Annotated in this window: 22 protein-coding genes; 8 read left to right on the top strand and 14 right to left on the bottom strand. The window is 71.0% G+C overall.

Going from position 1 to position 26,124, the window contains the following annotated elements:
- The first annotated feature begins 13 nt into the window (after nucleotides 1-13).
- The 5 genes from ABZS69_RS13645 (at nucleotide 14) to ABZS69_RS13625 (ending at nucleotide 4,854) form a co-directional block, all read left to right on the top strand.
- Entirely contained in the window at nucleotides 14-1,603 is a 1,590-nt protein-coding gene (locus ABZS69_RS13645) for an acyl-CoA carboxylase subunit beta (RefSeq protein ID WP_355370807.1), read from the top strand.
- On the top strand, nucleotides 1,600-1,809 hold the full coding sequence (locus ABZS69_RS13640) for an acyl-CoA carboxylase subunit epsilon (RefSeq protein ID WP_355370804.1): 210 nt from the start codon (nucleotides 1,600-1,602) through the stop codon (nucleotides 1,807-1,809). Before ABZS69_RS13645 ends, ABZS69_RS13640 begins: the two co-directional genes overlap by 4 nt.
- 107 nt (nucleotides 1,810-1,916) lie before the next feature.
- Nucleotides 1,917-2,858 carry an NYN domain-containing protein gene (locus ABZS69_RS13635; RefSeq protein ID WP_355370801.1) on the top strand — a complete coding sequence of 314 codons (942 nt, stop codon included), beginning with the start codon at nucleotides 1,917-1,919 and terminating at the stop codon, nucleotides 2,856-2,858.
- 119 nt (nucleotides 2,859-2,977) lie between these two features.
- On the top strand, nucleotides 2,978-4,357 hold the full coding sequence (locus ABZS69_RS13630) for a DNA-3-methyladenine glycosylase 2 family protein (protein WP_355370799.1): 1,380 nt from the start codon (nucleotides 2,978-2,980) through the stop codon (nucleotides 4,355-4,357).
- A complete protein-coding gene (locus ABZS69_RS13625; RefSeq protein WP_355370797.1) occupies nucleotides 4,354-4,854 on the top strand; it encodes a methylated-DNA--[protein]-cysteine S-methyltransferase in 501 nt (166 codons plus the stop codon). Before ABZS69_RS13630 ends, ABZS69_RS13625 begins: the two co-directional genes overlap by 4 nt.
- 10 nt (nucleotides 4,855-4,864) lie before the next feature.
- On the opposite strand, the gene ABZS69_RS13620 is transcribed toward ABZS69_RS13625, so the two are convergent.
- Nucleotides 4,865-6,019 carry an MFS transporter gene (locus tag ABZS69_RS13620; protein WP_355370794.1) on the bottom strand — a complete coding sequence of 385 codons (1,155 nt, stop codon included), beginning with the start codon at nucleotides 6,017-6,019 and terminating at the stop codon, nucleotides 4,865-4,867.
- Nucleotides 6,020-6,109: 90 nt separating this feature from the next.
- On the opposite strand from ABZS69_RS13620, the gene ABZS69_RS13615 reads away from it, so the two are divergent.
- Nucleotides 6,110-6,544 (top strand): MarR family transcriptional regulator, encoded by a 435-nt coding sequence (locus ABZS69_RS13615; RefSeq protein ID WP_355370791.1) that lies wholly within the window; start codon nucleotides 6,110-6,112, stop codon nucleotides 6,542-6,544.
- Between the two features lie 18 nt (nucleotides 6,545-6,562).
- On the opposite strand, the gene ABZS69_RS13610 is transcribed toward ABZS69_RS13615, so the two are convergent.
- The 12 genes from ABZS69_RS13610 to ABZS69_RS13555 form a co-directional block, all read right to left on the bottom strand.
- Nucleotides 6,563-7,489, bottom strand: a complete 927-nt coding sequence (locus ABZS69_RS13610) for a hypothetical protein (RefSeq protein ID WP_355370788.1) — start codon at nucleotides 7,487-7,489, stop codon at nucleotides 6,563-6,565.
- Nucleotides 7,486-8,082: a hypothetical protein gene (locus tag ABZS69_RS13605; RefSeq protein ID WP_355370785.1), complete on the bottom strand. Its 597-nt coding sequence runs from the start codon at nucleotides 8,080-8,082 to the stop codon at nucleotides 7,486-7,488. The genes ABZS69_RS13610 and ABZS69_RS13605 overlap by 4 nt, the downstream gene beginning before the upstream one ends.
- Complete coding sequence (locus ABZS69_RS13600) at nucleotides 8,079-10,787, bottom strand: BTAD domain-containing putative transcriptional regulator (protein ID WP_355370783.1); 2,709 nt, start codon at nucleotides 10,785-10,787, stop codon at nucleotides 8,079-8,081. The genes ABZS69_RS13605 and ABZS69_RS13600 overlap by 4 nt, the downstream gene beginning before the upstream one ends.
- Nucleotides 10,788-10,857: 70 nt before the next feature.
- Entirely contained in the window at nucleotides 10,858-11,268 is a 411-nt protein-coding gene (locus ABZS69_RS13595) for a pilus assembly protein TadG-related protein (protein ID WP_355370780.1), read from the bottom strand.
- On the bottom strand, nucleotides 11,265-11,657 hold the full coding sequence (locus tag ABZS69_RS13590; RefSeq protein WP_355370777.1) for a TadE/TadG family type IV pilus assembly protein: 393 nt from the start codon (nucleotides 11,655-11,657) through the stop codon (nucleotides 11,265-11,267). Before ABZS69_RS13590 ends, ABZS69_RS13595 begins: the two co-directional genes overlap by 4 nt.
- The gene (locus ABZS69_RS13585; RefSeq protein WP_355370774.1) at nucleotides 11,654-12,082 is read right to left on the bottom strand and encodes a TadE/TadG family type IV pilus assembly protein; all 429 of its coding nucleotides are present in this window, start codon (nucleotides 12,080-12,082) and stop codon (nucleotides 11,654-11,656) included. Before ABZS69_RS13585 ends, ABZS69_RS13590 begins: the two co-directional genes overlap by 4 nt.
- Entirely contained in the window at nucleotides 12,069-12,299 is a 231-nt protein-coding gene (locus tag ABZS69_RS13580; RefSeq protein ID WP_355370772.1) for a hypothetical protein, read from the bottom strand. Before ABZS69_RS13580 ends, ABZS69_RS13585 begins: the two co-directional genes overlap by 14 nt.
- Nucleotides 12,299-13,219: a type II secretion system protein gene (locus ABZS69_RS13575; RefSeq protein WP_355370769.1), complete on the bottom strand. Its 921-nt coding sequence runs from the start codon at nucleotides 13,217-13,219 to the stop codon at nucleotides 12,299-12,301. The genes ABZS69_RS13580 and ABZS69_RS13575 overlap by 1 nt, the downstream gene beginning before the upstream one ends.
- Nucleotides 13,212-14,057 (bottom strand): type II secretion system F family protein, encoded by an 846-nt coding sequence (locus ABZS69_RS13570; protein ID WP_355370766.1) that lies wholly within the window; start codon nucleotides 14,055-14,057, stop codon nucleotides 13,212-13,214. Before ABZS69_RS13570 ends, ABZS69_RS13575 begins: the two co-directional genes overlap by 8 nt.
- A gap of 4 nt (nucleotides 14,058-14,061) precedes the next feature.
- Complete coding sequence (locus tag ABZS69_RS13565) at nucleotides 14,062-15,357, bottom strand: ATPase, T2SS/T4P/T4SS family (protein ID WP_355370763.1); 1,296 nt, start codon at nucleotides 15,355-15,357, stop codon at nucleotides 14,062-14,064.
- Nucleotides 15,354-16,070 (bottom strand): hypothetical protein, encoded by a 717-nt coding sequence (locus ABZS69_RS13560; RefSeq protein ID WP_355370760.1) that lies wholly within the window; start codon nucleotides 16,068-16,070, stop codon nucleotides 15,354-15,356. Before ABZS69_RS13560 ends, ABZS69_RS13565 begins: the two co-directional genes overlap by 4 nt.
- A 1-nt stretch (nucleotide 16,071) precedes the next feature.
- On the bottom strand, nucleotides 16,072-16,635 hold the full coding sequence (locus ABZS69_RS13555; protein WP_355370757.1) for a hypothetical protein: 564 nt from the start codon (nucleotides 16,633-16,635) through the stop codon (nucleotides 16,072-16,074).
- An 858-nt stretch (nucleotides 16,636-17,493) separates the two neighbouring features.
- Here ABZS69_RS13555 and ABZS69_RS13550 point away from each other — a divergent pair.
- The gene (locus ABZS69_RS13550) at nucleotides 17,494-22,500 is read left to right on the top strand and encodes an FtsK/SpoIIIE domain-containing protein (protein ID WP_355370755.1); all 5,007 of its coding nucleotides are present in this window, start codon (nucleotides 17,494-17,496) and stop codon (nucleotides 22,498-22,500) included.
- Between the two features lie 444 nt (nucleotides 22,501-22,944).
- On the opposite strand, the gene ABZS69_RS13545 is transcribed toward ABZS69_RS13550, so the two are convergent.
- Nucleotides 22,945-23,526 (bottom strand): helix-turn-helix domain-containing protein, encoded by a 582-nt coding sequence (locus ABZS69_RS13545; protein WP_355370751.1) that lies wholly within the window; start codon nucleotides 23,524-23,526, stop codon nucleotides 22,945-22,947.
- A 220-nt stretch (nucleotides 23,527-23,746) separates the two neighbouring features.
- Here ABZS69_RS13545 and ABZS69_RS13540 point away from each other — a divergent pair, with 220 nt between their 5' ends.
- On the top strand, nucleotides 23,747-25,720 hold the full coding sequence (locus ABZS69_RS13540) for an alpha/beta hydrolase (RefSeq protein ID WP_355370748.1): 1,974 nt from the start codon (nucleotides 23,747-23,749) through the stop codon (nucleotides 25,718-25,720).
- The last annotated feature ends 404 nt before the right edge of the window (nucleotides 25,721-26,124 follow it).

Here is a 26,124-nt window from a genome sequence, read left to right as displayed (position 1 = left end):
TAGCCTTGCGAGCATGAGCACTGCTGCCGAGGAGTCGCCGGACCGGCCGGACATCCACACCACCGCCGGGAAGATCGCCGACCTGGAGCGGCGGCTCGACGAGGCCGCGCACGCGGGCTCCGCGGCGGCCGTGGACAAGCAGCACGCCAAGGGCAAGCTGACCGCCAGGGAGCGGGTGCTCGCGCTGCTGGACGAGGGCTCGTTCGTGGAGTTCGACGAGTTCGCCAGGCACCGGTCGACGATGTTCGGGCTGGAGAGCCGGCGGCCGTACGGCGACGGCGTCATCACCGGGCACGGCACGGTCGACGGCCGGCAGGTGTGCGTGTTCTCGCAGGACGTGACGGTCTTCGGCGGCTCGCTCGGCGAGGTGTACGGCGAGAAGATCGTCAAGGTGCTCGACCTGGCGATCAAGACCGGGTGCCCGATCATCGGCATCAACGAGGGCGGCGGCGCGCGCATCCAGGAAGGCGTGGTGGCGCTCGGCCTCTACGCGGAGATCTTCAAGCGCAACGTGCACGCGTCCGGCGTGATCCCGCAGATCTCGCTCATCATGGGCGCCGCGGCCGGGGGGCACGTCTACTCCCCGGCGCTGACCGACTTCGTGGTGATGGTGGACCAGACGTCCCAGATGTTCATCACCGGGCCCGACGTGATCAAGACGGTGACGGGCGAGGAGGTCACGTTCGAGGAGCTCGGCGGGGCCCACACGCACAACACGAAGTCGGGCGTGGCCCACTATCAGGCCGCCGACGAGCAGGACGCGCTGGAGTACGTCAAGGCGCTGCTGTCCTACCTGCCGTCCAACAACCTGGACGAGGCCCCCGCCTTCGAGCCGGCCGCCGACCTGGAGCCCGATCCGGAGCTCGACGAGCTGATCCCCGACTCGGCGAACCAGCCGTACGACATGCACCGGGTGATCGAGCACGTGCTGGACGAAGGGGAGTTCCTGGAGGTCCACGCGCTGTTCGCGCCGAACATCGTGGTCGGGTACGGCCGCGTGGACGGCCAGCCGGTCGGGGTCGTGGCCAACCAGCCCATGCATTTCGCCGGATGTCTGGATATCAACGCGTCGGAGAAGGCCGCCCGATTTATTCGAACATGTGATGCCTTTAATATTCCGATACTGACATTTGTGGATGTGCCGGGATTCCTTCCAGGGACCGATCAGGAATGGAACGGAATCATCCGCCGGGGCGCCAAGCTCCTCTACGCCTACGCCGAGGCCACCGTGCCGCTGATCACGGTGATCACGCGCAAGGCGTACGGCGGCGCGTACGACGTCATGGGCTCCAAGCACCTCGGCGCGGACGTCAATCTGGCCTGGCCCACGGCCCAGATCGCGGTCATGGGGGCACAGGGCGCGGTCAACATCCTCTACCGGCGCGAACTCGCCGCCTCCGACGACCCCGAGGGCGAGCGGGCCCGGCTCGTCACCGAGTACGAGGACACGCTGGCCAATCCGTACATCGCGGCGGAGCGCGGCTACGTGGACGCGGTGATCCGGCCGTCGGAGACCCGGACCCAGGTCGTCAGGGCGCTGCGGGCCCTCAGGAACAAGCGGGCGACGCTCCCGCCGAAGAAGCATGGGAACATCCCGCTATGACGCCAGATCTGCGAATAGTACGGGGGGACGCCACGCCCGAGGAGATCGCGGCGTTGGTCGCCGTCCTCGCGACACGGCAGGGCTCACACGCAGAACCGGAGGCACCTCCACAGCCCCGTCGGCAAACGTGGCGAAACCCTGCCAGAGCTATGCGTAAGCCTGTCGTCCCAGGGAAGTCGGCTTGGCGGATGAGCGCTCTACCCTAGATAGATCCTGAGAATCGGGTGTCAAGTTCCCCGGGAGTTGGGACTATCTAGAGAAAGTAGGCGTATATAGTCAGCCGATCAACTAACACCGCGGCCTGGAGGACGACATGGCCATCCCAGACCTCATGCCGCATCCTGTGGCAGCCAAGTACGCCGTCCTAGTGGATGTCGGTTATCTGTACGCGGCGGCGGGTGAAGTGCTGCTCGGCGCGAAGGAACGCAAAGAATATCGGGTGGCCGCCGATGAGCTCATCCAGAGTCTACAGAAACATGCAGAGGAACGTACTTCCGGCGAACTACTGCGGATCTATTGGTATGACGCGGCCCGTGACCGTGTGCCCACCGTCGACCAGCGGGTCATCGCCCAGCTCCCGTGGGTCAAGGTGCGGCTTGGCAACCTGAACGCCCGTGGCCAGCAGAAAGGCGTGGACGCGCAGATCCGGAGCGATCTGGAGGCGCTGGCCCGACATCATGCGGTCACCGACACGATCCTGCTGGCCGGCGATGAGGACATGGTTCCGGCGGTCGAGGCGGCGCAGGCGTACGGAGTGCGGATCCACCTGTGGGGCGTCGAGCCGCCGTACGGCACCAACCAGGCCGAGCGCCTGGTGTGGGAGTCCGACACCGTGGAAGTGATCTCCGCTGATTTCCTGAGGCCCTTTTTCAGCCGTGCTCCCCAGCCCGTCCCGGTCACCCCGCCCGCTGCCGCCCCGTCGCCCGCGCAGGTCTTCGCCGGGCGCGCGCCCGTCAAGCCGCACGCCAAACCGGGCCAGGTGGCCAAGCTCGGGCCGAGCCGCCCGCGCGTGGAGGACGTGGGCGAGCACGTGGCACAGAAGTGGATCCTCACGCGTGGCCGCGACAACATCCGCGACCTGCTGCCCGGCCCCATCCTGCCGACCGTGATCGACACCGAGCTGCTGATCGAGGCGGAGAAGGAGCTCGGCCACTCGCTGCGCCCCTACCCGGAGGCGCGCGTGTGGCTGCGTGACGGCTTCTGGGCCCGGGTCTACCGGGAGTTCGACCTGGGCGTCGGAGTCTCGTCCAAGTAGCCATGGGCCGGGTGTCCGATTTCCGCAGGTCACCCGGCTCGGCCTGCTGACCTGCCGTTCGACGCTCACGTCCGATTTCCGCCAGTCGGCGCCCTCCGGGAGCGCCTAGTGTCGGAGGCATGTCACCACTCCAGCTCGACTTCGACTCCTGCTACCGGGCCGTCTCCGCCAGGGACGCCCGGTTCGACGGGCGCTTCTACACAGCGGTGACGACGACGCGCATCTACTGCCGTCCGATCTGCCCGGCGCGTACGCCTTCGTCAAGGAACGTGCGCTTCTACCGGCACGCGGCGTCGGCCGAGGCCGCGGGGTTCCGGCCGTGCAAGCGGTGCCGTCCTGAGCTCTCGCCCGGCGACCCGGGCTGGGACGTGCGCGGCGACCTGGTCGGCCGGGCGCTGCGGCTGATCGACGACGGCGCGGCGGACGAGCAGGGCGTGGCGGGGCTGGCCCAGCGGCTGCACATCACCGAGCGGCACCTGCACCGGCTGTTCGTGGCCGAGCTGGGCGTCGGGCCGCTGGCGGTGGCGCGGACCAAGCGGCTGCTGCTGGCCAAGCAGCTGCTGACGGAGACGGGGCTGCCGGTCACGGAGGTGGCGTTCGCGGCGGGGTTCGGGAGCGTGCGGCAGTTCAACGCGACAATGCGGGAGACGTACGGCTTCACGCCCAGCGAGCTGCGGGCCACGGCGGGCCCGCGGGCCTCCGACGCGACGCTCCGGCTCCGGCTGCACCGGCGCGAGCCGTACGACGTGGACGGGGTCTTCGCGTTCCTGGCCGCGCGCGCCATCCCAGGGCTGGAGGTGGCGGACCTGACGTCGTACGCGCGGGCCGTACCGGGTGGGACGATCACACTCACACCGCGCCGCGACCACATAGCCCTGGACGTCGCGATCGACGACACCCGGCAGCTCGCCCGCGTCGTGGCCCGCTGCCGCCGGCTCCTCGACCTCGACGCCGACCCGTCCGCCATCTCGGAGATCCTCGAGCAGACCTCGCTCGGGCCGCTGGTGGCGGCCCGTCCCGGGCTGCGGGTGCCGGGGGCGTTCGACGGCTTCGAACTGGCCGTACGCGCGGTCGTCGGCCAGCAGATCTCGGTGGCCGGCGCCCGCACCCTCCTCGGCCGCATCGTCGCCAAGGCCCCCGGCCCGCTCTTCCCCACCCCGGCCGAACTCCTGGAAACGGACCTGATCGGCCTGGGCCTGACCAACCGCCGGATCGACACGCTCAGGCACCTGGCCGGCCACCTGGTGGAGGGCCGCCTCGACCTCGACGGCGGCCAGGACCCCGCCGAGGCGGTGTCGGACCTGCTCAAGATCCCGGGCATCGGCCCGTGGACGGCCAGCTACATCGCGCTCCGGGCGCTGCGCGACCCGGACGCGTGGCCCACGGGCGACCTCGTGCTCAAGAAGCGCATGGCCGCCCTGGGCATCCCCGACGACCACATCGAACGGTGGCGGCCCTGGCGGGCCTACGCCGCCCTGCACCTTTGGAGCTCATCATGATCGCTGCTCAGCTCATCCCGACCCCGATGGGCCCGCTGTCCCTGCTCTGCCGCGAGGGAGTGGTGGTGGCGGCCGGCTTCACCGCCGACCCGACGGAGATGTTCGACCGCCTGACGCCCGAGCTGCGGTCGGAGGGCCTGGAGGTCGTGGACGACCTCGGGGCCGTCTCCGTGGCGGTCCGGGCGTACCTGGACGGGGATCTGGACGCGCTGGACTCCGTCCCGGTCTCCCAGCCGGGCTCGGCCACCCGCAAGCGGCTCCACGCCGCGTTGCGCGAGGTCAAGGCGGGGACCACCGTCTCGTACGCGGAGCTGGCCGAGCGGGCCGGCATGCCCAGGACGGCCGCCAGGGCGGCCGGCTCGGCCTGCGCGCAGAACCTCATCGCGCCGTTCGTCCCCTGCCACCGGGTGCTGCCCAGCGGCGGCGGCTACGGCGGCTACTACTACGGCGTGCCGGTCAAGGAGTGGCTGCTCGCCCACGAGTCCGGCGTCCGCTAGGCGGCGCTCGCTAGGTGGCGGGCACCAGGCGGCGGGCCTGCAGGCCCGCCGCCCCCGCCACGGCCAGCCCGGCCAGGCCCAGCAGGGCCGCGGTCCAGGCGGGGGCCGTGTAGCCGAGGCCGGCGTCGATGGTGAGGCCGGCCGCGAAGGAGCCGATCGCGTTGCCCAGGTTGAAGGCCCCGATGTTGGCCGCCGAGGCGAGCGTCGGGGCGCCGGCGGCGGCGTCCAGGACGCGGGTCTGCAGGGGCGGGACCGTGGCGAAGGCGGCCACCCCGAACAGCGTGATGGTGATCACGAAGGCCACCTGGTTGCCCGACACCAGGGCCACCGCCACGGCCAGCAGGGTGAGCAGGGCGACCGAGCCGTAGATGCTGGGCATGACCGCGCGGTCGGCCAGCTTGCCGCCGATCAGGTTGCCCGCCACGAGGCCGACCCCGAACAGGGCCATGACCACGGGCACGGCGCCGGGCGAGAAGCCGCCCACGCCGGTCATGATGGGCGCGATGAACGTGATGACGGCGAAGACCGGGGCGAAGCCGAAGACCGTCATCCCCAGGGCCAGCCAGACGCCGGCCTTGCGGAACGTCGCCAGTTCCCGCACGATGCTCCCGGTCGGGCGCGGCTGCCGGGGCACGAGGGCGACCACGCCGGCGAGACCGGCCACGCCGATCGCCACCACGACCCAGAACGTGGCCCGCCAGCCGAACGCCTGGCCGATCCACGTCCCCAGGGGCACGCCCAGGACGTTCGCGAGCGTGAGACCGGTGAACATCATGGCGATGGCGCTGGCCCGCTTCTGCGGCGCGACCAGATCGGCGGCCACGACGGAGCCGACCCCGAAGTAGGCGCCGTGCGCGAAGGCCGACAGGAACCGCCCGACCATCAGCAGCGCGTACGAGGGCGCCAGCGCCGACAGCAGGTTCCCCACGATGAACAGCACCATCAGGGACAGCAGCATGGTCTTGCGCGACAGGCGCCCGCCGAGCATGGTCAGCGGCGGCCCGCCGACGGCCACGCCCAGCGCGTAACCGGACACGAGCAGCCCGGCGGCCGGGATGGACACGTGGAAATCGGCCGCCACCTCGGGCAACAGCCCGTTGATGATGAACTCCGTGGTTCCGATGCCGAAGGCGCTGATCGCGAGGGCGAACAGGGCGAGAGGCATAGACTTCTCCTCAGACGACGTTAGTAAGCGTGGACATTATTTGCACACGCCGACTACATGAACATACAAGGATGTCGAGGAGGTCGTCACATGCCCCTAGCCGATGACGCCGTGGAGGCGCGCGCCCAGGGCTGGCGCACCCTCGCGGCGCTGCACGCGAAAATCGAGGACAAGCTGGAGAAATCACTCCAGAAGGAGCACTCGCTCAGCGTGAGCGAATACACAGTGCTGGACGTGCTCGCCAGGCAGGACGGCTGGCACATGCGGATGCAGCAGCTCGCCAGGGCCGTCGTGCTCAGCCAGAGCGCCACGACCAGGCTGGTGACGCGCCTGGAGAACCGCGGCCTGCTCAAGCGCTACCTGTGCGAGGACGACCGGCGCGGGATCTACTCGGAGGTCACGCAGGCCGGGTTCGAGCTGCTCGGGCGGGCCCGTCCCACGCACGACGGCGTGCTGAAAGAGGTGCTCGACGAGGCGGCGGAGCAGCCCGAGCTGGCCCCGCTGGTGGCGGTGGTCCGGGCCTGAGCCGCCCGGACCCGCCGCTCACGGCTTGACGTTGCTCTGGATCTCGCCGACCGGCACGTCCCGGCTGGCGCCGACCTGTACGGGCGCGAACTGGAACGGCACCACGTTGTCGGCCACCTGGACCGGCCACACGGTGGTGACGGTCAGCGTGTACTTCTCGCGCGGCTGGTCGATCGCCGAGCGCAGGTAGCGCACGCCGCACGTGAACTGGGCGCCCTTCACGTACGGCTTCCCGGACGCCCCGCAGCCCTCCTCGTGCACCTCGGCCCGGTCCTTGGACGTACCCGGATCGATCTTGATGTCCTGCAGCGTCGCCACCAGGGTCACGCTCATGACGCCGGGGATCGCCGCCGTGACCGTGCGGCGCGGCTGGCCGACGTTCTCCAGCCAGACGAAGGTCGGGAGGTTGACGAAGCTCCTGGCGTCGGGGTTCAGCTTGACCGTGGGCTCGGGGACGGTCAGCGCGGCCCTGGCGATCTGCGCCAGCTGCTCGATCGTGATCCCGGACGGGGGCGTGGTGTTCGGGGGCATGAAGACGAACAGATCGAGGCCGCCCCAGCAGGCGGCGCCGTTCGGATCGGCCTTGTTGTACGCGGGCACCCACCATCGGCCCGGTTTGCCGAGCTTGTCCTTGAACTGCTGGACGAAGGCCCGGAAACTCCCCTCGTCGATGCCCGCCCGCCTGGCCGGGCCCGCGCCTTCGGTGTGCAGCCGGAACATCTCCTCGGCGTTCAGGCTGGGCTCGTACCAGCAGGGGCGCGGGATGCGATAGCCGTCCCCCGAGCCGCCCTTGGCGCCGTCACCGCTGATCTTGATGGAGCTGGCCTCCAGGCTCAGGCTCGTCGTCCGCCCGCTCTGGCTGCCGTTGACGTCGACATCACGGGGTCCCGGAGTCGGACCGAGCGACAGCGGCACCGCGAGCAGTACCGCGAGCAAAGATTTCATCGGGTGCATCTCTCTGTGGAGGTGATGTAGGACCTGATGCGCCACACCCCGTCGTCACCGCGATGGGCGACCACGCTCTGGCTGTAGGGGGTGCGCAGCCAATCGGGTTGGGGCGCGACGGCCTTCCCGGTGCGCGAGGAGATCATCCGCACGCCTGACTCGTCCACGCACGCGTTGATCTGAGCGCCTTTGCCCATGCGGGCGCTGACCCGCAGGTCGTAGAGCCGGCCCGTCCCGCGCATCGACTGCTCCTCGTCGATGAACCCGTTCACCCACTCCGTCGCCTGCGCCTCGGCCTTGATCTCCAGATTGCGCCGGTAGCCGCGGGTCCCGTCGACGACGGCCTGGCGGGTGCCCACGTACTGGTCGACGATGACCTTCAGCAGCGGGTCGGGATCGGCCGGCCACTCCACCCGCACGCGCAGACCGTCGCCGATGGCGATGCTCTGGGGGCCGGCGGGCAGCGTCTCCTCCGGCTGTGCGGCTTTGGCGGAGGGTTTCGCCGGGGTGGGCTCCGTCGCGGGCGAGTACGGGCGCTCGGCCTGCCCGCAGCCCGCCAGGACGATCATCAGCAGCACCACGACTCGTCTCATGCCGACGACTCCCTCACCACATGGATGCGCCACGTGGGCAGCAGTTCCTCGATCAATGCCTCGGTCTCCGGGGCCATCCCGCCGCCGTAGGGGTGCGAGGCCGCCCTGCGGGTCAGGCCCTCGACGACGGCGCGCAGCCGTACGGTGTCCTCGGTGGCGTGCGTGGCTCGCAGCAGGTCGCGCCAGAGGCCCTCGTCGTCCACCGCCAGCAGCAGCGCCGCGCGTACGGCGGCCACCGCGGCGTCCGGCTGCCCGTGCGCGAGCCGCAGCTCGCAGAGCTGGTGCGCCGCGTCGGCCACCTCGGCGGCCACGTCGTACTCCAGGTCCTCGGCCGCCAGCCAGGCGTACCTGCCCGGCTGGCGGCCGCTCAGCAGCGGGCCCCTGACCAGGCCGAGCGCCTTCTCCAGCAGGACTGCCCTGGCCGTCGGGTCGCCGTGCGAGCGGCGTACGAGCTCGCGGAACAGCGCCCAGTCCGTACGCACGTCGGGCCCCAGGCTGAGCCGACCGGCCTCGTCGGTGAGCAGGTGCTCGCGTCCGAGCCACTCGGCGACCCTGGCGATCGTGGCGTCCCTGACCATGTCCTGCACGCCGCGCGGCCAGAGCACCCCGCCCAGCACCGAGGGATGCACGCCGCCGGGGTGCGTGGCCAGGTAGACCAGCAGCTCCGCGGCCAGCGCCAGCCGGCCCTCCTCCAACGGCCGCAGGCCGGTGACCTGGATGGGGCCGAGCATCCTGACCTCGACGACGGGCGGGTGCAGCCCCGCCAGCGGCTCGGCCTCGGTGACGGCCTCGCCGTCGACCCGGGAGGCCGTCCTGAACAGGTCGATCAGGGCCTGGTAGTGGCGGCGGGGCAGGAGCTGGGCCTGCACGTCGAAGCCCAGCTCGGCGATCCTGGCCCGGCCGTCGTCGTCGATCTCCAGCGTCCAGGTGGCGTGCGGGACCTCGCCCGCCAGCACGTAACCGGCGGTGTCCCTGCGGGCCAGCAGCGCGAGCCGCCGGGCCTCCTCGTGCGTGGGCGCGACCGCGGACAGCAGGTAGTGGGCCTCGCGCGGGCTGCCGGTGATGCGCCCGGTCAGCACCTCCCTGCGCGGCGTGGCGACGGCCTCCAGCTCGGGCAGCACCTCGGCCAGGCCGCCGACGGCCCTGATCCGGTCGGGCGCGATGGCGGTCAGCTCCTCGCCGAAGCCGACGAGCGTGATGCGCATGCGGTCGGACCAGCGGTTGGTGGCCAGTTCGACGGCGAGCGCGGCCAGCGCGGCGGTGGTCTGCGGGCCGCGCACGTTGATCAGGCCCTGCGCGGCTTCCAGGTCGATGAGCACGCGCCCGCTGGCGTCCGTGCCGATGGAGACCAGCCCCGGGTACGGCGCCCCGCCCGCCTGCTCCTCCAGCAGGCGGCCCTCATGGGCGGGCAGCCGCCACACCTGGCCGCCGTCCTGGGCCGTCCACGGCGCGGGCGCGTCGCCGTCCGGCGGGTGGATCCACAGGTCGAGCGTGCGGGCCGACAGGTGCGCCCCGTACACGGTGGGGGGCGTGCGGTTCTGGGCGGCCAGCTCGGCGCCCAGCAGCCGCAGGCCGATGTCGAGGATGCGGGCGCCCGGCGCGTCGCCGCCGAGCCTCAGCGCGACCTCGGCCTGGGCGGCGTCGTCGCGCGGGCGGACGATCCGGCGGCCGAACACCCTCCGCCAGAGCTGCTCGCGGCGCCGCCTGGCCAGCACGAGCAGCAGGCCCGCGGCGGCCAGGGAGGCGGTGGCGAGGTAGTCGGTCAGGTCGGCCGACTGGCTCTCCCTGATGGTGGCCTGCGGCTGGTCGGGCCGCCGCTGCTCCTGCTGCTCCGGCTGGCGGTGCTTGGCCTCGACCTTCTTCTCGGCCCGGCCGGTCCGCTCGTCGGCGTGCCGGCCCGCGTCCTGGCTGGTCGCGGCCCTGCCCGGGTGCTCGCGCAGCGTCTGCTCGCGGGGCTGGTCGACGGGGACGATGTGGACGTTCCTGGCGTCGTCCGGCATGTCGAGCACCCAGCCGGGCCTGATGAGGTCGGCCATGCGCAGGCGGGTGCCGTCCGGCTGCTCCTTCGCCTGATTAAGCCGATAAATTTCGGGATATCGGCGGCCGTCTCCTAAGCACTTCTCGGCGATCTCCCACAGGCTCTCGTGGTGCCGGCCGTGCGGGGGCTGCACCACGTACACCTTCTTGGTCTTCTGCGTCTCAAGGGCCGTCTTCTCGACGATCGGCGCGGAGTACGCCACCGCCGTCACGGGCGTGGCGGGCGGCGTGGGCGCCAGCTTGGCCAGCGGTACGACCATCGCACCCGCCGTGAACAGCAACAGCACCGCGCCGACGAGCTTGTTGGCCAGCGCCTGCGTGCCTCCGGAGAGCGGCACGCGGGCCGGCATGCCGACTCTGCGGACGCCCGCGTACACCTCGACCAGCACGCACGCGAACATCTGGAACCAGGCCAGCCAGACCAGCAGCACCAGCACGGCCACGATGGTGCTCGGGCCGACACGGCTGGTGAGCAGGTCGAGGTCGAGCAGCTCGGGCGCGATCGGCGGCCCGACGAACGTGAGCAGCGCGTACGGCACCCCGCCCACGAGCGCCACCAGCACGATCAGCGACCCGATGCCGGCGAGCACGTCTCCTGCGCTGCGCCTGGCTTTGACGCGCACGGGCGTGTGACGTCCGTGTGGGCGCGCGGGCTCTCGCGTCGGCATCGTCTCTCCCTTCCGCCAGTCCAGGGTCGTGCTCGTGAGCTCGCCGATCCATCGACCGGTGAGTTTCGGTCTATCTCGCTTCGGGCGCGGCGACGGCCTGGCCGGTCATCTCGTCGCCGGGGAAGCCGATCGCGCTCAGGAAGAACGCCTTCCACTGCACCGACACGGTGACCGTCACCTGCGCCTGTGCCTGGCCGACGGTGCACTCGCCGCGGGTCACGCCCTCGCCGCCCTGCGCGGCGACGATCTCGTCGGCCCTGGCGCACACCTGGTCATCGCCGAGCAACCGGGTCTGGCCGGTGGCGCGCAGGTGGTCGACGTCGATCTCGTCGGCGCCGGCCCGCGCGGCCTGCTCGGCCACGTCGGCCGCGCGCAACCGGGCGTTGATCGCCGCGCCGCCGTCCACGAGGAGCCCGGCCAGCAGGAACACGACGACGGAGAACAGCACGGTGAACACCGACATCGACCCCCGCTCGCTCATTCGACCCTCCTGAACTGCTCGATCGGCACCACCGCGGTGCCGGTCATCTGCTTGACGCCCCCGAACCCCAGGAAACCGAGGTCGAGCTCGCAGCTCACCTCGGCCTGGACCTGGCCGCCCTGCTCCCACTCGGAGCCGTCCAGCGAGACGGACGGGGACCCGCAGGGCCCGGTCAGCGTGCCGTCGGCGACCGCCTTGGCGGCGGCCTCGGCCTCGTCGAACGTGCGCTGCACCGACGCGGCCCTGGCCGCGTCCCTGGCCGCCCCGTTGACGCGCCCCTGCGACTCCACCAGCACCCCCGCCCCGGCCAGGAACATGAGGAACAGCAGGAAGACCGGGGCCAGCATCACGGTCTCCACGGCCATGGAGCCGCGCTCTCCCGCCTTCATGAGCAGTCCCCTCCGCCGTTGTCCGGGCGGAAGCACTCGACCGGCCCGCCCGCGGTGGCGGTGATCGTGAACGTCAGCTCGGGCAGCAGCGGGATGACCTGTACGGCGCTGCCGGTCACGGTGACGAAGCGCTCGTCGGGGTCCTTCTCGGACGTCGTGGCCGTGGCGCCCTGGAGCAGCTTCGGGCCGACGGCCTGGATGATGTCGGTGGCCTTCGCGGTGGCCTGGCCCGGCCAGTCACCGGAGTCGAACGGCGCCGCCCTGGCCACGCGCGCGCCCTCCTGGGCGGCGGCCTCCGCGACCTGCCGGGCGTGGAACCAGAGCGCGACCTGCACGACGAGCAGCGCCACCGCGAGGATGACCGGCATGAGCATGGCCAGCTCGATCACCGTGGCGCCCCGCTCGCGCCTCCTACGGGTTGCCACCGGTGCCGCCGCCACCGCCGAAACTGCCTTGGATCTCACTCTGCTTCTGCTCCACCAGCGACTTGATCAAGGTGGCCAGGCCGAGCGCGACACCGGCGATGATGGCGGTGATGATCACCCACTCGACGGCGGAGGCGCCGCGGGTGGGGGCGGTGCGGGCGCGATGGATGCGCACGCCCAGGTAGGCGGTGAGGTAAACGATCCAGGGATGGTTCATCAGGACCCCAACATCTTCATAGCGGCGGGAAAACTGAGAAAGATCACGAAACCGGCGCAGAGCAGCAGCTGGGCGACGAGCATCGACTGTGACCGCTCGCCGGCCCTGCCCTCGATCTCCGCCAGCTCGCGGCGGCGCAGCGTCGCGGCCCTCGCCGTCAGCGACGCGCGTACTTTGGCGCCGTCGTCGGCCACCAGGCCGAGCGCGGCGGACAGGTCACGCAGCTCGTCGACGTTGATCTCCTCGCCGAGCTGGCCGAGCGCCTGCCACGGGGTGATGCCGACGATCCTGGCGCCGCTGAGCGCGTCGCGGATGCGGCCCATCGCCCAGTTGGGCTGCTCGCCGCTGACCGACACGGCCATCATGAGGGCCTCGGGGACGCCTCGGCCGCCGGCCAGGTTCATGGAGACGAGGTCGAGGAACGCGCCGACCACGTGGCGGAAGTCGCGCCGCCTGGCCGCCGCGTCCTTGCGTATCTGGAGGTCGGGCAGGAAGAAGAACAGCAGCGCGACGAGCACGGCGGCCCAGAACGGGATGGCGAGCGAGGTGCCCCACTCCATGAGCACCAGCCAGCCGAGCAGCAGCGGGAAGGCCAGCAGGCCGCTGGCCGCCAGCAGCACTTTGCCGGCCAGGAACGCCTCGAACGAGCGGCCGAGCAGCGCCAGGTCCGCCTTGATCGACCTGACCTCCCAGCCACGGGCCGCGTACAGGCGGGCCAGGCGCGCGCCCAGGCCGCGGCGGAACGCGCTGACCTCCTCCTCGGGCAGCAGGAGCTGAAGGCTCGGGGCGCCCGCGTCCTCGCGCACGGCGTCGAGCGCGAGCAGCCGCGCCACCAGCCCCGGGCGGGCCGGGAAGAGCGCCCGCAGCAGCACGAACAGGCCGAGCCCGAGTACGGCTCCGCCCAGCGCGCCCTCAACCATTGACGCCGCCTCCTCCCATGAGCAGCCGGGTCGGCTTGTCGAACCTGGCCAGCCGCCTCATCCAGGCGAACCCGGCCCCGAACAGCCCCGCGACGACCAGGAGCACGGCCTGGCCCAGCAGGCCCTCGTACTCGGCCACGTAGGAGGGGTTGAACAGGATGAGGAGCCCGGCGAAGACGAGCGCGGTGATCACCACGATCTGGACGCTGCGCCTGGTCGCACGGCGTTCGGCCTCGACGCGGCGGCGCATGTCGAGCTCCTCGCGGGCCGAGACGGCCAGCGCGCCCAGCACGTCGCGCAGGCCGGGGCCGCGCAGCCGGGAGTTGAGGATGAGCGCGGCCACCACGAGGTCGGCCGAGGGGTCGTCGAGCTCGTCGGCGAACAACGCCAGGGCCTCCGGCAGCGCCATCCTCGTGTGCAGCCGGTCGATCATGGCCCGCAGGTGTGGCCTGAGCATGGGGGCGGCGGCCCTGATGGACGACGGGATGGCCTGTTCTAGCCCGGCCGCGCCGGCGATCGTGTCGCGCAGGGACTCGGTCCAGGCGGCGAGCCCTTCGAGCCGGCGCATGGCGGCGCGCTCCTCGGCGGCCCCGCCCGACAGTCCGCGCCAGGCGAACACGAGCAGCACCGTGCCCACCGCCATGACCGGCCAGCCGGTGATGATCAGGACCAGCCCGGCCGCCACCGCGGCTATCGCCGTGCGGGTGGTCAGCGCCTTGAGCAGGTGGCGCTTGGGCTGGGGCGGGCGGGGGCGCATGCCGTACAGGGCGATGAAGAACAGGAACAGACCGCCGCCGATGACCGCCCCGGTGAGCAGCGCGAACGGGTCGAAGATCATCTCGTCACCATCCCCCCGGCAGGTATCCGTGGGCCATGAGCTCGTCCAGGCAGGAGACCGGCGCGTGCGGGACGGCGGCGCCGTCGGGGCCCGGCACGAACACCTCGCTCGACAGGACGCGGCCGTCGCAGCCGTTGACCTCGCGGATGCTGGCCACGTAGCGGCGCAGAGTGCCGCCGATGTGGTAGTCGTTGCGCTTCTCGATGAAGACGACGAAGTCGATGGCGCCCGCGATGAGCATGTGGGTCGCGTCGATCGGGAGGCGTTCGCCGGCCTGCAGGGCGTAGGTGGAGATGCGGTTGAAGACCTCCATGCTGGAGTTGGCGTGGATGGTCGACAGGGAGCCGTCGTTGCCCTGGGTCATCGCGTTGAGCATGGTGACGATCTCGTCGCCGAGGACCTCGCCGACGATGACGCGGCTGGGGTTCATCCGCAGCGAGCGTCTGACCAGCTCGGCCATGGAGATCTCGCCCTGGCCCTCGGAGTTGGGCAGGCGCTGTTCGAAGGCGACGACGTTGGGGTGGAGCTCGGGGAACTGGTCGAGGCCCAGCTCCAGGGCGCGTTCGACGGTGATGAGGCGCTCGCTGGGCGGGATCTCGTTGGCCAGGGCTCTGAGCAGGGTGGTCTTGCCGGCGTTGGTGGATCCGGCGATCATGATGTTCTTGCGGGCGGCGACGACGGCCGTCAAGAACAGCGCTATATCCCGACTTATCGTGCCGTTGCCTGCCAAGTCGGACAGGAAGACCTTGCCGAGGCGGGCGCGACGGATCGAGACCGCCGGCCTGATGGTGACGTCCATGACGGCGCTCAGCCTGGAGCCGTCGGGGAGGCGCAGGTCGAGCTGCGGGTTGGCGCTGTCGAACGGCCTGCTCGACAGGCCCGAGTACGCCGCCAGGATCTGGATGAGCTCGATCAGCTCGTCGTCGGACTCGGCGACCGGGTCGTGCATGACCTCCTGGCCGTCGGCGTAGCTGACGAACACCCTGTCGCAGCCGTTGATGTCGATGTTCTCGACCTGGGGGTCGTCGAGCAGCGGCTGCAGCCTGCCCACGCCGAACAGCGCGGCGTGGATGCCGGCCGCGAGAGCCTCTTCCTCCTCGACCGTGGGCGACGTGCGGCCCAGGCCGATCTCGTTACGGGCGTGCTCCTCCAGGACCTGGGAGATCAGCGCCCGGGCGAACTGGCGCTCGTCCTCCCCCGTCATCGGCGGCAGGCCGTTGGCCTGGTCGAGCCGGCGCTGGTGGGCGAGCCGGTCGCCGACCTCCTGGCGGAAGCGCTTGACCAGCGAGTGATCGATCATCGGTGACTCACCAGCCTTCCCGCCAGGTCTCTCGCGGTGCGGATGAGCAGGGACCGGTCGAGCCGTCCGCCCCACTGGCCGCGCAGCAGCTCGGCGCCCTTGGGGTCGTGCGCGAGGCCGTACACGTACTGGACGGTCGGGCCGACGATCCTGCGTACCTCGTCGATGGAGCCGCGGTAGTTACGCGGGTCGGCGATCACGGCGACGCCGTGCGCCTTGGTGATCTGGAGGCGTTCGCGCAGGTGGGCGACGTGGTCGAGGGTGGCCCTGGTGAGCAGCACGACCTGCTCGGCCTCGGCGATCAGGTCGCCGAGCTGCGCGTGCGCGCCGAGGCGGCCGCAGTCGGCGATCACGTCGGCGTCCGGGATGCCGGCCAGCGCCCTGCCCAGCGGCCCCCACAGCCAGGTGAGCCCGGCGGCCTGCTCGCCGTGCGTGAGCCCGACCAGCACGTCGAGCCCCCCGACGATCTTCTGCGTGTGCTGCTGGATCTGGGCGGGATCAAGCCCGCGCCGCGCCGTGGCGCCGAGGGTGAGCAGTCCCTTGCCGGGGTTCAGCACGCCGCCGTCGGCGGCCGGGAGCCGGTAGGCGAGGTCGCCGCCCGCCGGGTCGCATTCGGCCACCAGCACGGGCCGCGGCCACACCGCCGCGAGGGCCGTCGCCGCCGTCGTCACACCCGGGGCGCCTTTGTCGGCGGCCAGTACGATCAGCGCCACGTCAGCGTGCCCCCGGTAGCTCGGCCACCGCGATCTCACCGCTGGAGGCGAACGCCACTATTTCCGGTGACGCCGATGAATCCACTATTACCGTGATCTGGCCGGAATTTCCCGTCCGGGACCTGTCGCCCACCGAGAACACGAGGGCGCTTTCCGCGAGCACGCGTGTTTGTCCCTGGCCCGTACGGCTCGGCACATATATCACCTGGACCCGGTCACCCGGCTCCACTCCGGCAGGCATTTGCCCTGGCTTGAGGGCCAATCCGACGGTCGCCTTTCCCTGGCCCAGCTCGCTGCTCTGCTTGACTCCCATCCGGCTCGTCAACAGCGTGCCGGGCAGGATCGTGACGGTCGCGAAGCTGTTTTCCACCTTGCCCCGCTCCGACCAGCTCACGTAGTCGACACCGCTGTCGGCCGCGACCTGGACCTCTTCCAGCATCTGCGCGGTGAACTTCTGACCCGCGCCGACCTGCTGGGTCACGCGGATCGCGGAGACGCGGTCGCCGCTGCGCAGCACGAGCAGGGTCGTGGCCAGCGCGCCGCCCAGAATCAGGAGAACGGCCAAGGCGGCGAGGGCCGGCTTGCGCTCTCGAGGGGGCACGGGGAGCCTACGCGAGGCCGGGCCGGACAACCCCGCCGCCGCGTTGACGGCAGGCTTTTCACTGGTCCTCATGGGTGGGGGCTCCCAATTGAATCGTGGAATTGCCGCCATTATGTGGTGCGGGGAGGGCGCGCGGGGGCGGAATGCGAGGACCCATGCTTGTTTCGCAGGTGACGGTATGCCAATGCCGGATAATCGATGCCCGTTCTTTCTATCGAGTTGACGAACGGCGTTTTCTCCGGCTAGTCACCACTCCAATAACACCCACCACAACATTCACCCCATTACCTTCCCCACTCCCATATCCCCACCACCCACCTCACCCCGCCCGAACCATCACCCGCTCGCCCACCCCCGCCGCACCCACCCCAACCACCGCACTCAGCCTCACCACCACCGACCCCGCTCCACCCCACCCAGCGATCGCACCTTGCCCACCCTCGCCCCCTCTCATCACCACTCCGCTCGCACCCACCGCCACCCAACGATCACGCCCCTGCCCACCACCGCCCACCCTCACCACCCAGCCCGGCGCAACCCGCAAGACGCCCAACCACCCACCCCCACCCATGCCACACGCAACCCCCCACCCCTAACCAAACGGACAGCAATGCCATACGCCCGTCAGTCACACCCACCACCCCCCAGACAGCCGCCCACCCCCGCCAAAGAGCGAAGACCGGTTATCCACAGCCGCCAGGAGCACCAACCCCCGCCCATCCACAGCAACCGCCAGCCATGCCTTTGCCGTCAACCAACCCGCCTACTCTCGCTGCGGGCGCTACCTTTGGGCGCCCGAGATCCGAGCGAGGAGACGGCATCATGCGGATCATGCTCACCGTGCTCGGCGGGCAGGGCGACCGTGACGTCGTGATCGACGGCGACGACGGCGCCACAGTGGCGAGGGTGAGCGACGCGCTCAACGATCACGGTCCGCTGGCGAAGATCGTCCGCCTGCCCAAAGCACGAGCCCCCTACGGAATGTCGCCCACGCAAGACACCGGCACCCATGTGCCACACCCCCGCCAACCGGAGCACTCCGCAACACGACCGGCACAGGCGGCCACGGCACAGGCAAAGGCCGCGCCGGTCCTGTGGCGTGACGGCCGCCCGCTCGACCCCCGCGCCCCCGCCACCGCCGTCCTGCGCGACGGCGACAAGATCACGCTTGACCCCCAGCTCGCCCGCGCCACCCTCATCGAGGAGCCAGGCGGGGTGGCCGAGGTACGCGTGGTGGGCGGCCCGGCCGCCGGCACCGTACACCGGCTGGGCCTGGGCGTGCACGTCATCGGCTCCGACCCGATGTGCGCCATGACCACCGCCGACCCCGCCCTCGCCCCGGAAGCGGTGACCGTACGCGTGACGCCCGACGCGATCACCATCGAGCGCGCGTGGCGACCGGCCGGCGAGGCGCCCAAGCTCAAGCTCAAGGGCAGATGGGCCGAAGAGGTCGCCGAGCTCACGGCCAGGGTCGCGGAGCGGGAGGCGGCCGAGCTCGCCGCCGACTACGGCGAGGTGCCCGAGCTCGACGGCAGGCCGCTCACGGAGCAGATCGAATGGCCCGACCAGGCCGTGCTCACGAGTGGTTCGTCGGTGTTCGTGCTGACGTCGATCGAGCCCAAGGACGCGCATCTGGCGCCCAGGAGCGAGGGCGGCGTGTCCTACAACCGCCCGCCCAGGCTCCGGCGCCCGGAGCCCGAGCGCAAGTTCGTCAAGCCCAAGGAGCCGTCCAGGAACGAAGGCCTGCGCCTCCAGTTGCTCGCCGCCCTCCTCCCCGCCGTGCTCGGCGTGACGCTCGCGTTCGCCCTGAAGCAGCCGTACTACCTGCTCGTCGCCCTCATGACCCCGGTCATCATGATCGGCCAATGGTGGAGCGACCGCCGCCACGGCAAGAAGCAGCACAAGAAGGCGCTCAAGGACTACGACGAGCAGCTCCAGGCGTACGACGAGGCCGTCGAGCAGGCGAGGGTGGCGGACGAGGCGGCCCGCAGGTCGGACGCGCCCGACCCCGCGCAGGTGCTGCTCACCGCCACGGGCCCGCGCAGGCGGCTGTGGGAGCGCAGGATCCACGACGCCGACTCGCTCAGGCTCAGGGTCGGCCTCGCCGACCTGCCCGCCAACCTGGAGCTGTCGGAGGAGCAGGGCGGCGCCATCGACCCGCCGATGTGCCGTTCGGTTCCGGTGGCGCTGCCCATGCGCAGGCTGGGCGTGGCGGGAGTCACGGGCCCGCGCGCCGCGGCCACCAGCCTCGCGAGCTGGCTGATCGCCCAGGCCGCGACCCTGCACAGCCCCCGCGACCTGGCCATCGTGGTCGTGTCCGCACACGCCGACGGCGAGCGCCGCTGGGGCTGGACGCGCTGGCTCCCGCACTGTACGCCGCGCTCGGGCGAGGAGTGCGTCGCGCTGGTCGGCACCGACCCCGAGTCGGCCGCCCGCCGCGTCTCCGAGCTCGCCGCCCTCATCGACGAACGCCAGAACACCGCCATCCCCGAGCTGGGCAAGATCCCCACCGGCTGGGACGACCTCGGAGGCCCGGAGAAGCCCACGTTCTCCTCGTACGACGTGCGCCCCTACGACGTGCTGGTGATCCTCGACGGCGCCCAGGTCCTGCGCGGCCTGCCGAACATGCCGCAGGTCTTGCGCCAGGGGCCGCGTTCGGGGGTGTTCACGCTCGCCATCGACGACGACCAGCGGCTGCTTCCCGAGGAGTGCCAGACGGTGGCGGCGTGCGGCCCGGGCGGTCTCGTACGCCTGCGCGGCGGCGGCCTCGACGTCATCGGCCCGATCCTGGGCGACCTCGTCTCCCCCGCCTGGTGCGACCGGCTGGCCAGGGCCCTGTCTCCGATCCGCGACGTGAGCAGGGACGACGCGTCGGGCAACCTCCCCGACGCCGTCCGCCTGCTCGACCTGATGGGTCTGCCCAGCCCGTCCGGCCGGGAGCTGGCCGGGCGATGGCGCGCCCAGGGCTCCACCAGCGCGCTGATCGGCATCGGCCCCGAGGGCCCGTTCTCGGTGGACCTCAGGCTCGACGGCCCCCACGGCCTGGTCGCCGGCACCACGGGCGCGGGCAAGTCGGAGCTGCTGCAGACGCTGATCTGCTCGCTGGCGGTGGCCAACCGGCCCGACCAGCTCACGTTCGTGCTGATCGACTACAAGGGCGGCGCCGCCTTCAAGGAGTGTGTACGCCTGCCGCACACGGTCGGCATGGTCAGCGACCTCGACGGCCATCTGACACAGCGGGCCCTCGACTCGCTGGCGGCCGAGATCCGCCGGAGAGAGCGCCTGCTGGCGGCGGCCGGCGCCAAGGACATCGAGGACTACACGGGCACGGGCATGCCGCGGCTGGTGTTGATCATCGACGAGTTCGCCGCCCTGGTGGCCGAGCTGCCCGACTTCGTCACGGGTCTGGTCGACATCGCCCGCCGTGGCCGATCGCTGGGCATCCACCTCATCCTGGCCACGCAGCGCCCCGCGGGCGTGGTCACGGCCGACATCCAGGCGAACACCTCCTTGCGCATCGCCCTGCGCGTGACCGAGCCGGCCGAGTCCTCCGACGTCATCGACCTGCCGGACGCCGCCCATATCTCCAAGTCGACGCCCGGCCGTTGCTACGTCCGTTCCGGCATGGGAGCGGCGACGGCCGTACAGACTGCCAGGGTTGGCGGCCGCAGCCCCGCACCGGGTTCTGCGGACCCGTTCACCGGGCCGGGCACCGCCGTCAGAGTGCTCGACGTGAGCTGGCGCTCGTTGGGCAAACCCCTGCCGCCCCCTCCGGAGCCGACGGAGGACTCGACGGTCACCGACCTCACCCTGGTCGCCGACGCCCTCATCGAGGCCACCCACCTGGCCGCGGTCCCCGTCCAGCCCAGCCCCTGGCTCGACCCCCTCCCCACCCATTTCGTCCTGGACCTCCCGGCCCTCACCACCCCACCCCCGGGAACCACACCACCACTCCCACCCCCCAACGGCTCAGACCTCCCAGCACCGCCGAAGAGCGCTTCCAAACGGCACATTCCAGGGATCGCCGCCCACCCCCACGACCCCATCCAGGCCTCCGTGAAAGGCTCGGCCCAGCCTTCCCTCGGCCTCCCCGGAAGCCCACCCGTGGACCACCCCACGCCCCTCAACCCAGTAGCAGCCTCAGGCCACCGCTCCCCCGGAGGCGCCAAAAATCCCCTGCCAGGCAGCCCGCGCGACCCAGCACCGGCCCCCTTCGCTCCCCCGCCGGACCACCCCAGCACCACCGCCCCTCAGGGGACGTTCGTCGGCGAGGTGCCACCCCTGCCTTACGGCCTGACCGACCGCCCCTGGGCACAGGACCGCCGCCCGCTGGCACTGGACCTGGCCCACGGAGGCCACCTGCTCATCGCGGGGGCCGCCCGCTCCGGCAGATCGACGGCACTGCGCACGATCGCGGGCTCCATCGCGGCCCACACCTCCCCTGAAGACGTCCACGTCCACGCGGTCGACTGCGGCTCCGGAGCGCTCCTGCCCCTGATGGCGATGCCCCACTGCGGCGCCGTCGTCACCCGCGACCAGCTCGACCGGGTCGAACGTCTCCTCACCCGCCTGCGTGCCGAGGTGGGCCGCCGCCAGCAACTCCTGGCCGAGGCCGGCCACGCCTCCCTGGCCGAATACCGCCAGGCCGGCCACCGCCTCCCCTGGCTGGTGTTCATGCTCGATCGATGGGAGGGCTTCGTCGCCGCCTTCGAGAGCTACGACTACGGCCGCCTGATCGAGGCCCTGCTCCAGCTCATGCGCGAAGGCCCGGCGGTGGGGTTCAGGGCGGTGGTCACCAGCGACCGTTCTGGCCTGCTCGGCCAGGTCTCGACGGTCTTCGACGACCGCCTGCTCCTGCGCCTTTCAGACTCCGCCGACTACGGCCTGGCGGGCTTCCCCCTCAAGGGACTGCCCTCGTCGATGCCACCCGGCCGGGCCCTCTCGATGGGCGAGAACGGCATCGTCGAACACCACATCGCGCTGCTCTCCCCCGACCCGTCGGGCCCGGCCCAGGTCGCCGCCTTCCAAACCCTCGCCCGCACTTCGACGGCAGGCCCGGAGGGTCTACGACGTGCTTCCGGCCCCGCTCGCGCTCGATCCGCGAACGCCGGCCAGGGCAACTGGCCCTGGAAAGGCGACCCGCCCTTGCGGGTGGACGCCCTCCCCATGCGCATCACGGCATCCCAGTCGCTCGCCCTGGACCCGACGTTCACACCCACGTCCCCGTTGTGGGCGCTGATCGGCGCCGGCGGCGACGCCCTGGCACCGCTCGGCCTCGACCTGCTGGCTCACGGGCCCGGCGCCGTGATCGCCGGCCCGTCCCGCTCCGGCCGCTCGTCCATCCTGCTGACCGCCGCCCATTCGCTCATCGCCCACGGCACACCCGTCATCGCCGTCGCCCCCAGGCGCAGCCCGTTAAGGGAGCTGAACGGCGCACTGGCCGTGCTGGACGGCAACGCCACCAACCTGCCGGAGCTGGTCGCGGAGCTGCAGCAGTACGTCGTGCTCGTGGACGACGCCGAGCTGATCAATGCGGACGGCCCACTGGGGATGGCATTGGAGGAAGTGCTCCGATCGGGCCGGGACGGAGATCACGCACTGCTGATCGCCGGCACAACCGGAGACCTGGCCGTCGCCTATCGCGGCTTCGTCGCCGAAACCCGCAAGTCCCGCACCGGCGTGCTACTGGCGGTCCAAAGCCAGGCCGACGGCGACATCTTCTCGATCCGCCTCCCCCGCGGAACCACCGGAGGCCCCCCTGGCCGAGGCTTCCTGGTGCGAACAGGCAACACCACCCCCATCCAATCGGCCCTACCCGACAACGACTGACAACCAGCACCCCTACCACCCGCGAGGCGCCAACCAACAAGCCCGAACAACCCAACCTCGGCCTTCTGGGCACCGCGGAGTGAGGCTGCGCGTCTCGGGGCGTGACAACAGCCCTCGAGACGCACCGAGCACGGACCTCGGGCTTCCGTTGCACTCTCCGGGCTTCAGTTGCATTCTGTGGCGGCATCAGCCGCAGCAGCACACGCCGCCACAGCCCACCGCTCCAGTGCCCGGACAGCACCCAACCGTCACAACCCGCCGCCTCGGCCCCCGCCACAACGACACGTCTTGTGGCAACCCATGCCACAGTGCCGACCGCCCCGGCGCCCGGACAGTACCCGGCCGTCGCAACCCTCACCGTGCAACGCACGCCACCACAGCCCCCACCGTGGCAGCGCACGCTCTCAGCGCCTACGGCCCAGGCCGCTGCTCCAGTGCCGGGGGTTAGGGCTCGTCGGCGGGGAGGGTGAAGAGGCGGATGTAGACGGGGCGGGCGTCCGGAGAGGTGTCCTCGTGCCGGCGGCTGTACTGGAGGAGCAGCGCGATATACGCGTTGTAGAACTCGTTCAGCTCCTCCTTCGTCATGCGCGCCAGACCCCTTGAGCCCTTTGCCCAGTCGGGGTCAGTGCGGTAGGCGGCCGGGAAACGGTCCACGAGGGCGCGGTCCTCCTCGAACCCGACCCTCAGGAACTCGGTCAGGACCGCGCGGTCCTCCGGGGCCAGTTGGTCGGGGTTGGGGAAGCGCATGTCCCTAGGGAGCTCGGCGCGGCGCCACCAGCGTTCGCGGCCGGACGAGCGTTCGGGGATCTCCTCAATGAAGCCGTACTTCTCCAACTGGCGCAGGTGGTAGCTCGTGGTGCCGGTCTTGGCGCCGAGCAACTCGCCCAATGTGGTGGAGGTGGCTGGGCCGTGGATGTTGAGGTGGGTCAGCATACGGCGGCGCATAGGGTGGGCCAGTGCTTTGAGCCTGCCCGGGTCGTCAAGGATGAACGGCTCGTCGCCATCCTTCGTCTCGTCCTCCTTCATGAGGAGGAGGGTAGTCCTCCCGAACGATATCTGCAGACTTCTCTTTGCCGACACTTCTCTGCAGAGTATGTTCGGCGATATGCGAACGATTCTCGCGGCCCTCGCCGCCACGCTTCTGGCAGCCAGTCCCTCTGGCAGTTCTTCAGTACTCGGCTCCTCGCTCAGCGCCTCACCCGGCACCTCCGTGGGGCTTCCGGCGGTCACCTCTCAGGTGGGGCAGTTGGCGGTCAGATCCTCGACCGAGCACATCGACGGGCAGGCGGGGCAGGGTGTCCTGCAGCGGGGGCTCGGAGCTGGACAGCACGACCTGGCCGGGCAACGCGGCCCGAGCGGACAGCTCGGCCCAGGCAGGCTCAGCTCGGGCGGGCTCAGCTCGGACAGACAGTTCAACTTGGGAGGGCAGGTCGGCTCGGGCGGGCAGGTCGGCTCGGGAGGGCAGGTCGGCTCGGGAGGGCAGGTCGGCTCGGGCGGGCAGGTCGGCTCGGGCGGGCAGGTCGGCTCGGGAGGGCAGGTCGGCTCGGGCGGGCAGGTCGGCTCGGGAGGGCAGGTCGGCTCGGGCGGGCAGGTCGGCTCGGGTGGGCGGCGTGGAGGTGGTGTTGAGGTGCGTTCCGGCCCTGGGGGCGGTGGGGGGCTTGGTGTGCCCGACGATCTGGTGGCCTCCGAGGTGAGCTTTCGAGGGAGTGGTGGGCTGGAGATGCATGGCAGCGTGATCAGTCCGGCTCGGGCGCGGAGTGGGCGGGCCGGTGTGGTGCTGGTGCATGGGGCGGGGACCGGGACGAAACGGGAAAAGCTGCTGGGCGAGGCCGTGGCGTTCGCCCGGCAAGGGCTGTCGGTGCTGATCTACGACAAGCGTTCCGAGGGGTATTCGCTGTTCGAGAGGTCGTACTCGCAGCTGGCCGACGACGCCCTGGGGGCTGTGGGGACGTTGCGGCGACAGCCGGGGGTCGATCCGGCCAAGGTCGGAATCTGGGGGCTCAGTGAGGGTGGATGGGTGGCGCCGCTGGCGGCGTCGCGGTCCAAAGACATCTCGTTCGTGATCCTGGTGGGCGCCAACGCGCTGCAGCCGCTGCGGCAGCAAACGTGGGCGGTGGCGGCCGGGTTGCGGAAGGCGGGGGTGCACGGGTCCTTCGTCGACCGTACGGAGCCCACGATGTACCGGATGATCGCGGATGGCGGGTTGTTTCCCGAGCCCTACTACGATCCGGAGCCGGTCATCGCGCGTGTACGGCAGCCCGTGCTCGGGATCTGGGGCGTACACGATCTGCTGACCCCGCCCCGGGAGACGCCTCCCATCTTCGCCAAGGCGCTGGAGAAGGGTGGAAACCGGCGGTACATGTTCCGGTTCTTCGCGGATGCCGATCATGCTGCTCATCGGACGCCCGACGGCGGGGTCACCCGGTTGCCCGAGCTCGCTCCTGGCTATGCGGAGCTGGTCGGCAGTTGGGTGGGAGAGGCGACGTCGGGGCGGGCGCCTGTGGCGCAGGTGACGGGGCCCGCGCCGGTCCAGGCGGATGACACGGTGGCGGTGCCGCCTGCTGAGTGGTGGGAGTCGGCGGGTGTTCAGGTCGCGGTGTTGGTGTTGTTCCTGGTCGCGTTCGGGGGGTATCCGGTGGTGGCCTTGGTGCGGCGGGTCCGGCGAAGGGGTGGAGTCCTGTCTGCCAAGGAGGCACGGAAGGGCGGGGTGCCGCCTGCCAAGAAGGCCCAACAGGGTGGGGTGCTGCCTGCCAAGAAGGCGAGGCGGGGTGAGGTGTCACCCGTCGAGAGGGCGAGGCAGGGTGAAGTGCTGCCTGCCGAGGAAGTCCAACGGGGTGGGGCGCTGCTTGCCGACGAGGCGCGGCGGGATGAAATGTCACCCGTCGAGGGGGTGCGGCACGGTGAGGTACGGCCCATCAAGGGGGCGTGGCTGGTCAGTGTCGGTGGGCTTGCGGTGGTCGTCGGCGGGTTCGCGTACTTGTTCTACTCGATCATGACCGGGGGGAAGCTGGCCTCGCCGGGGCCCCTGGTGGCGGAGCGGCCTCTCATCTGGCTGGCGCTCCAGGCTCTCGCTGTCGCGACCGTCGTGGGCACCGTCTTGACCTGCGTACGGTGGCGGCGGTCCACTCCACTCGGGGAGAAGGTACGGGTCGGGCTGCTGGTCGCGGGCGGCGTCGTCTTCGTTCCGTGGGCGCTGTATTGGGGATTGCTCCTCCCATAGGCGGGTGAGGCGTTGGTCGGCAAGAACTCCTTCTGGGGGCCAGGACCAGGTGCGGCTCGGCTTGGCCTCAAGAAGCGGCCTTCATCGGGGCTGACCTGATGGGCAGGTGGCGTGGGAAGGGCGATCTGGGGCTGGACCACGCTGGTTTGAGGGCGCTGAGGCGAGTTGGTGAGGCTGAAGGCGGTTGAGCCGAGGGATGGCTGGGGCGGCTGAGCCGAGGGGATAGCTCGAGCAACTGAGCCAGGGGGAGCTCTAGCGGCTGAGCCAGGGGTAGCTCTGGCGGCTGAGGCCAGCGGAGGCTGGAGGCGAAGGCTGGAGGCGAAGGCTGGAGGCGAAGGCTGGAGGCGAAGGCTGGAGGCGAAGGCTGGAGGCGAAGGCTGGAGGCGAAGGCTGGAGGCGAAGGC

Source organism: Nonomuraea sp. NPDC005650 (assembly GCF_040605375.1).
Taxonomy (GTDB): Bacteria; Actinomycetota; Actinomycetes; order Streptosporangiales; family Streptosporangiaceae; genus Nonomuraea.
The sequence above is the reverse complement of the archived record's forward strand: the minus strand, read 5'-3'. Positions and strand labels throughout refer to the sequence as shown.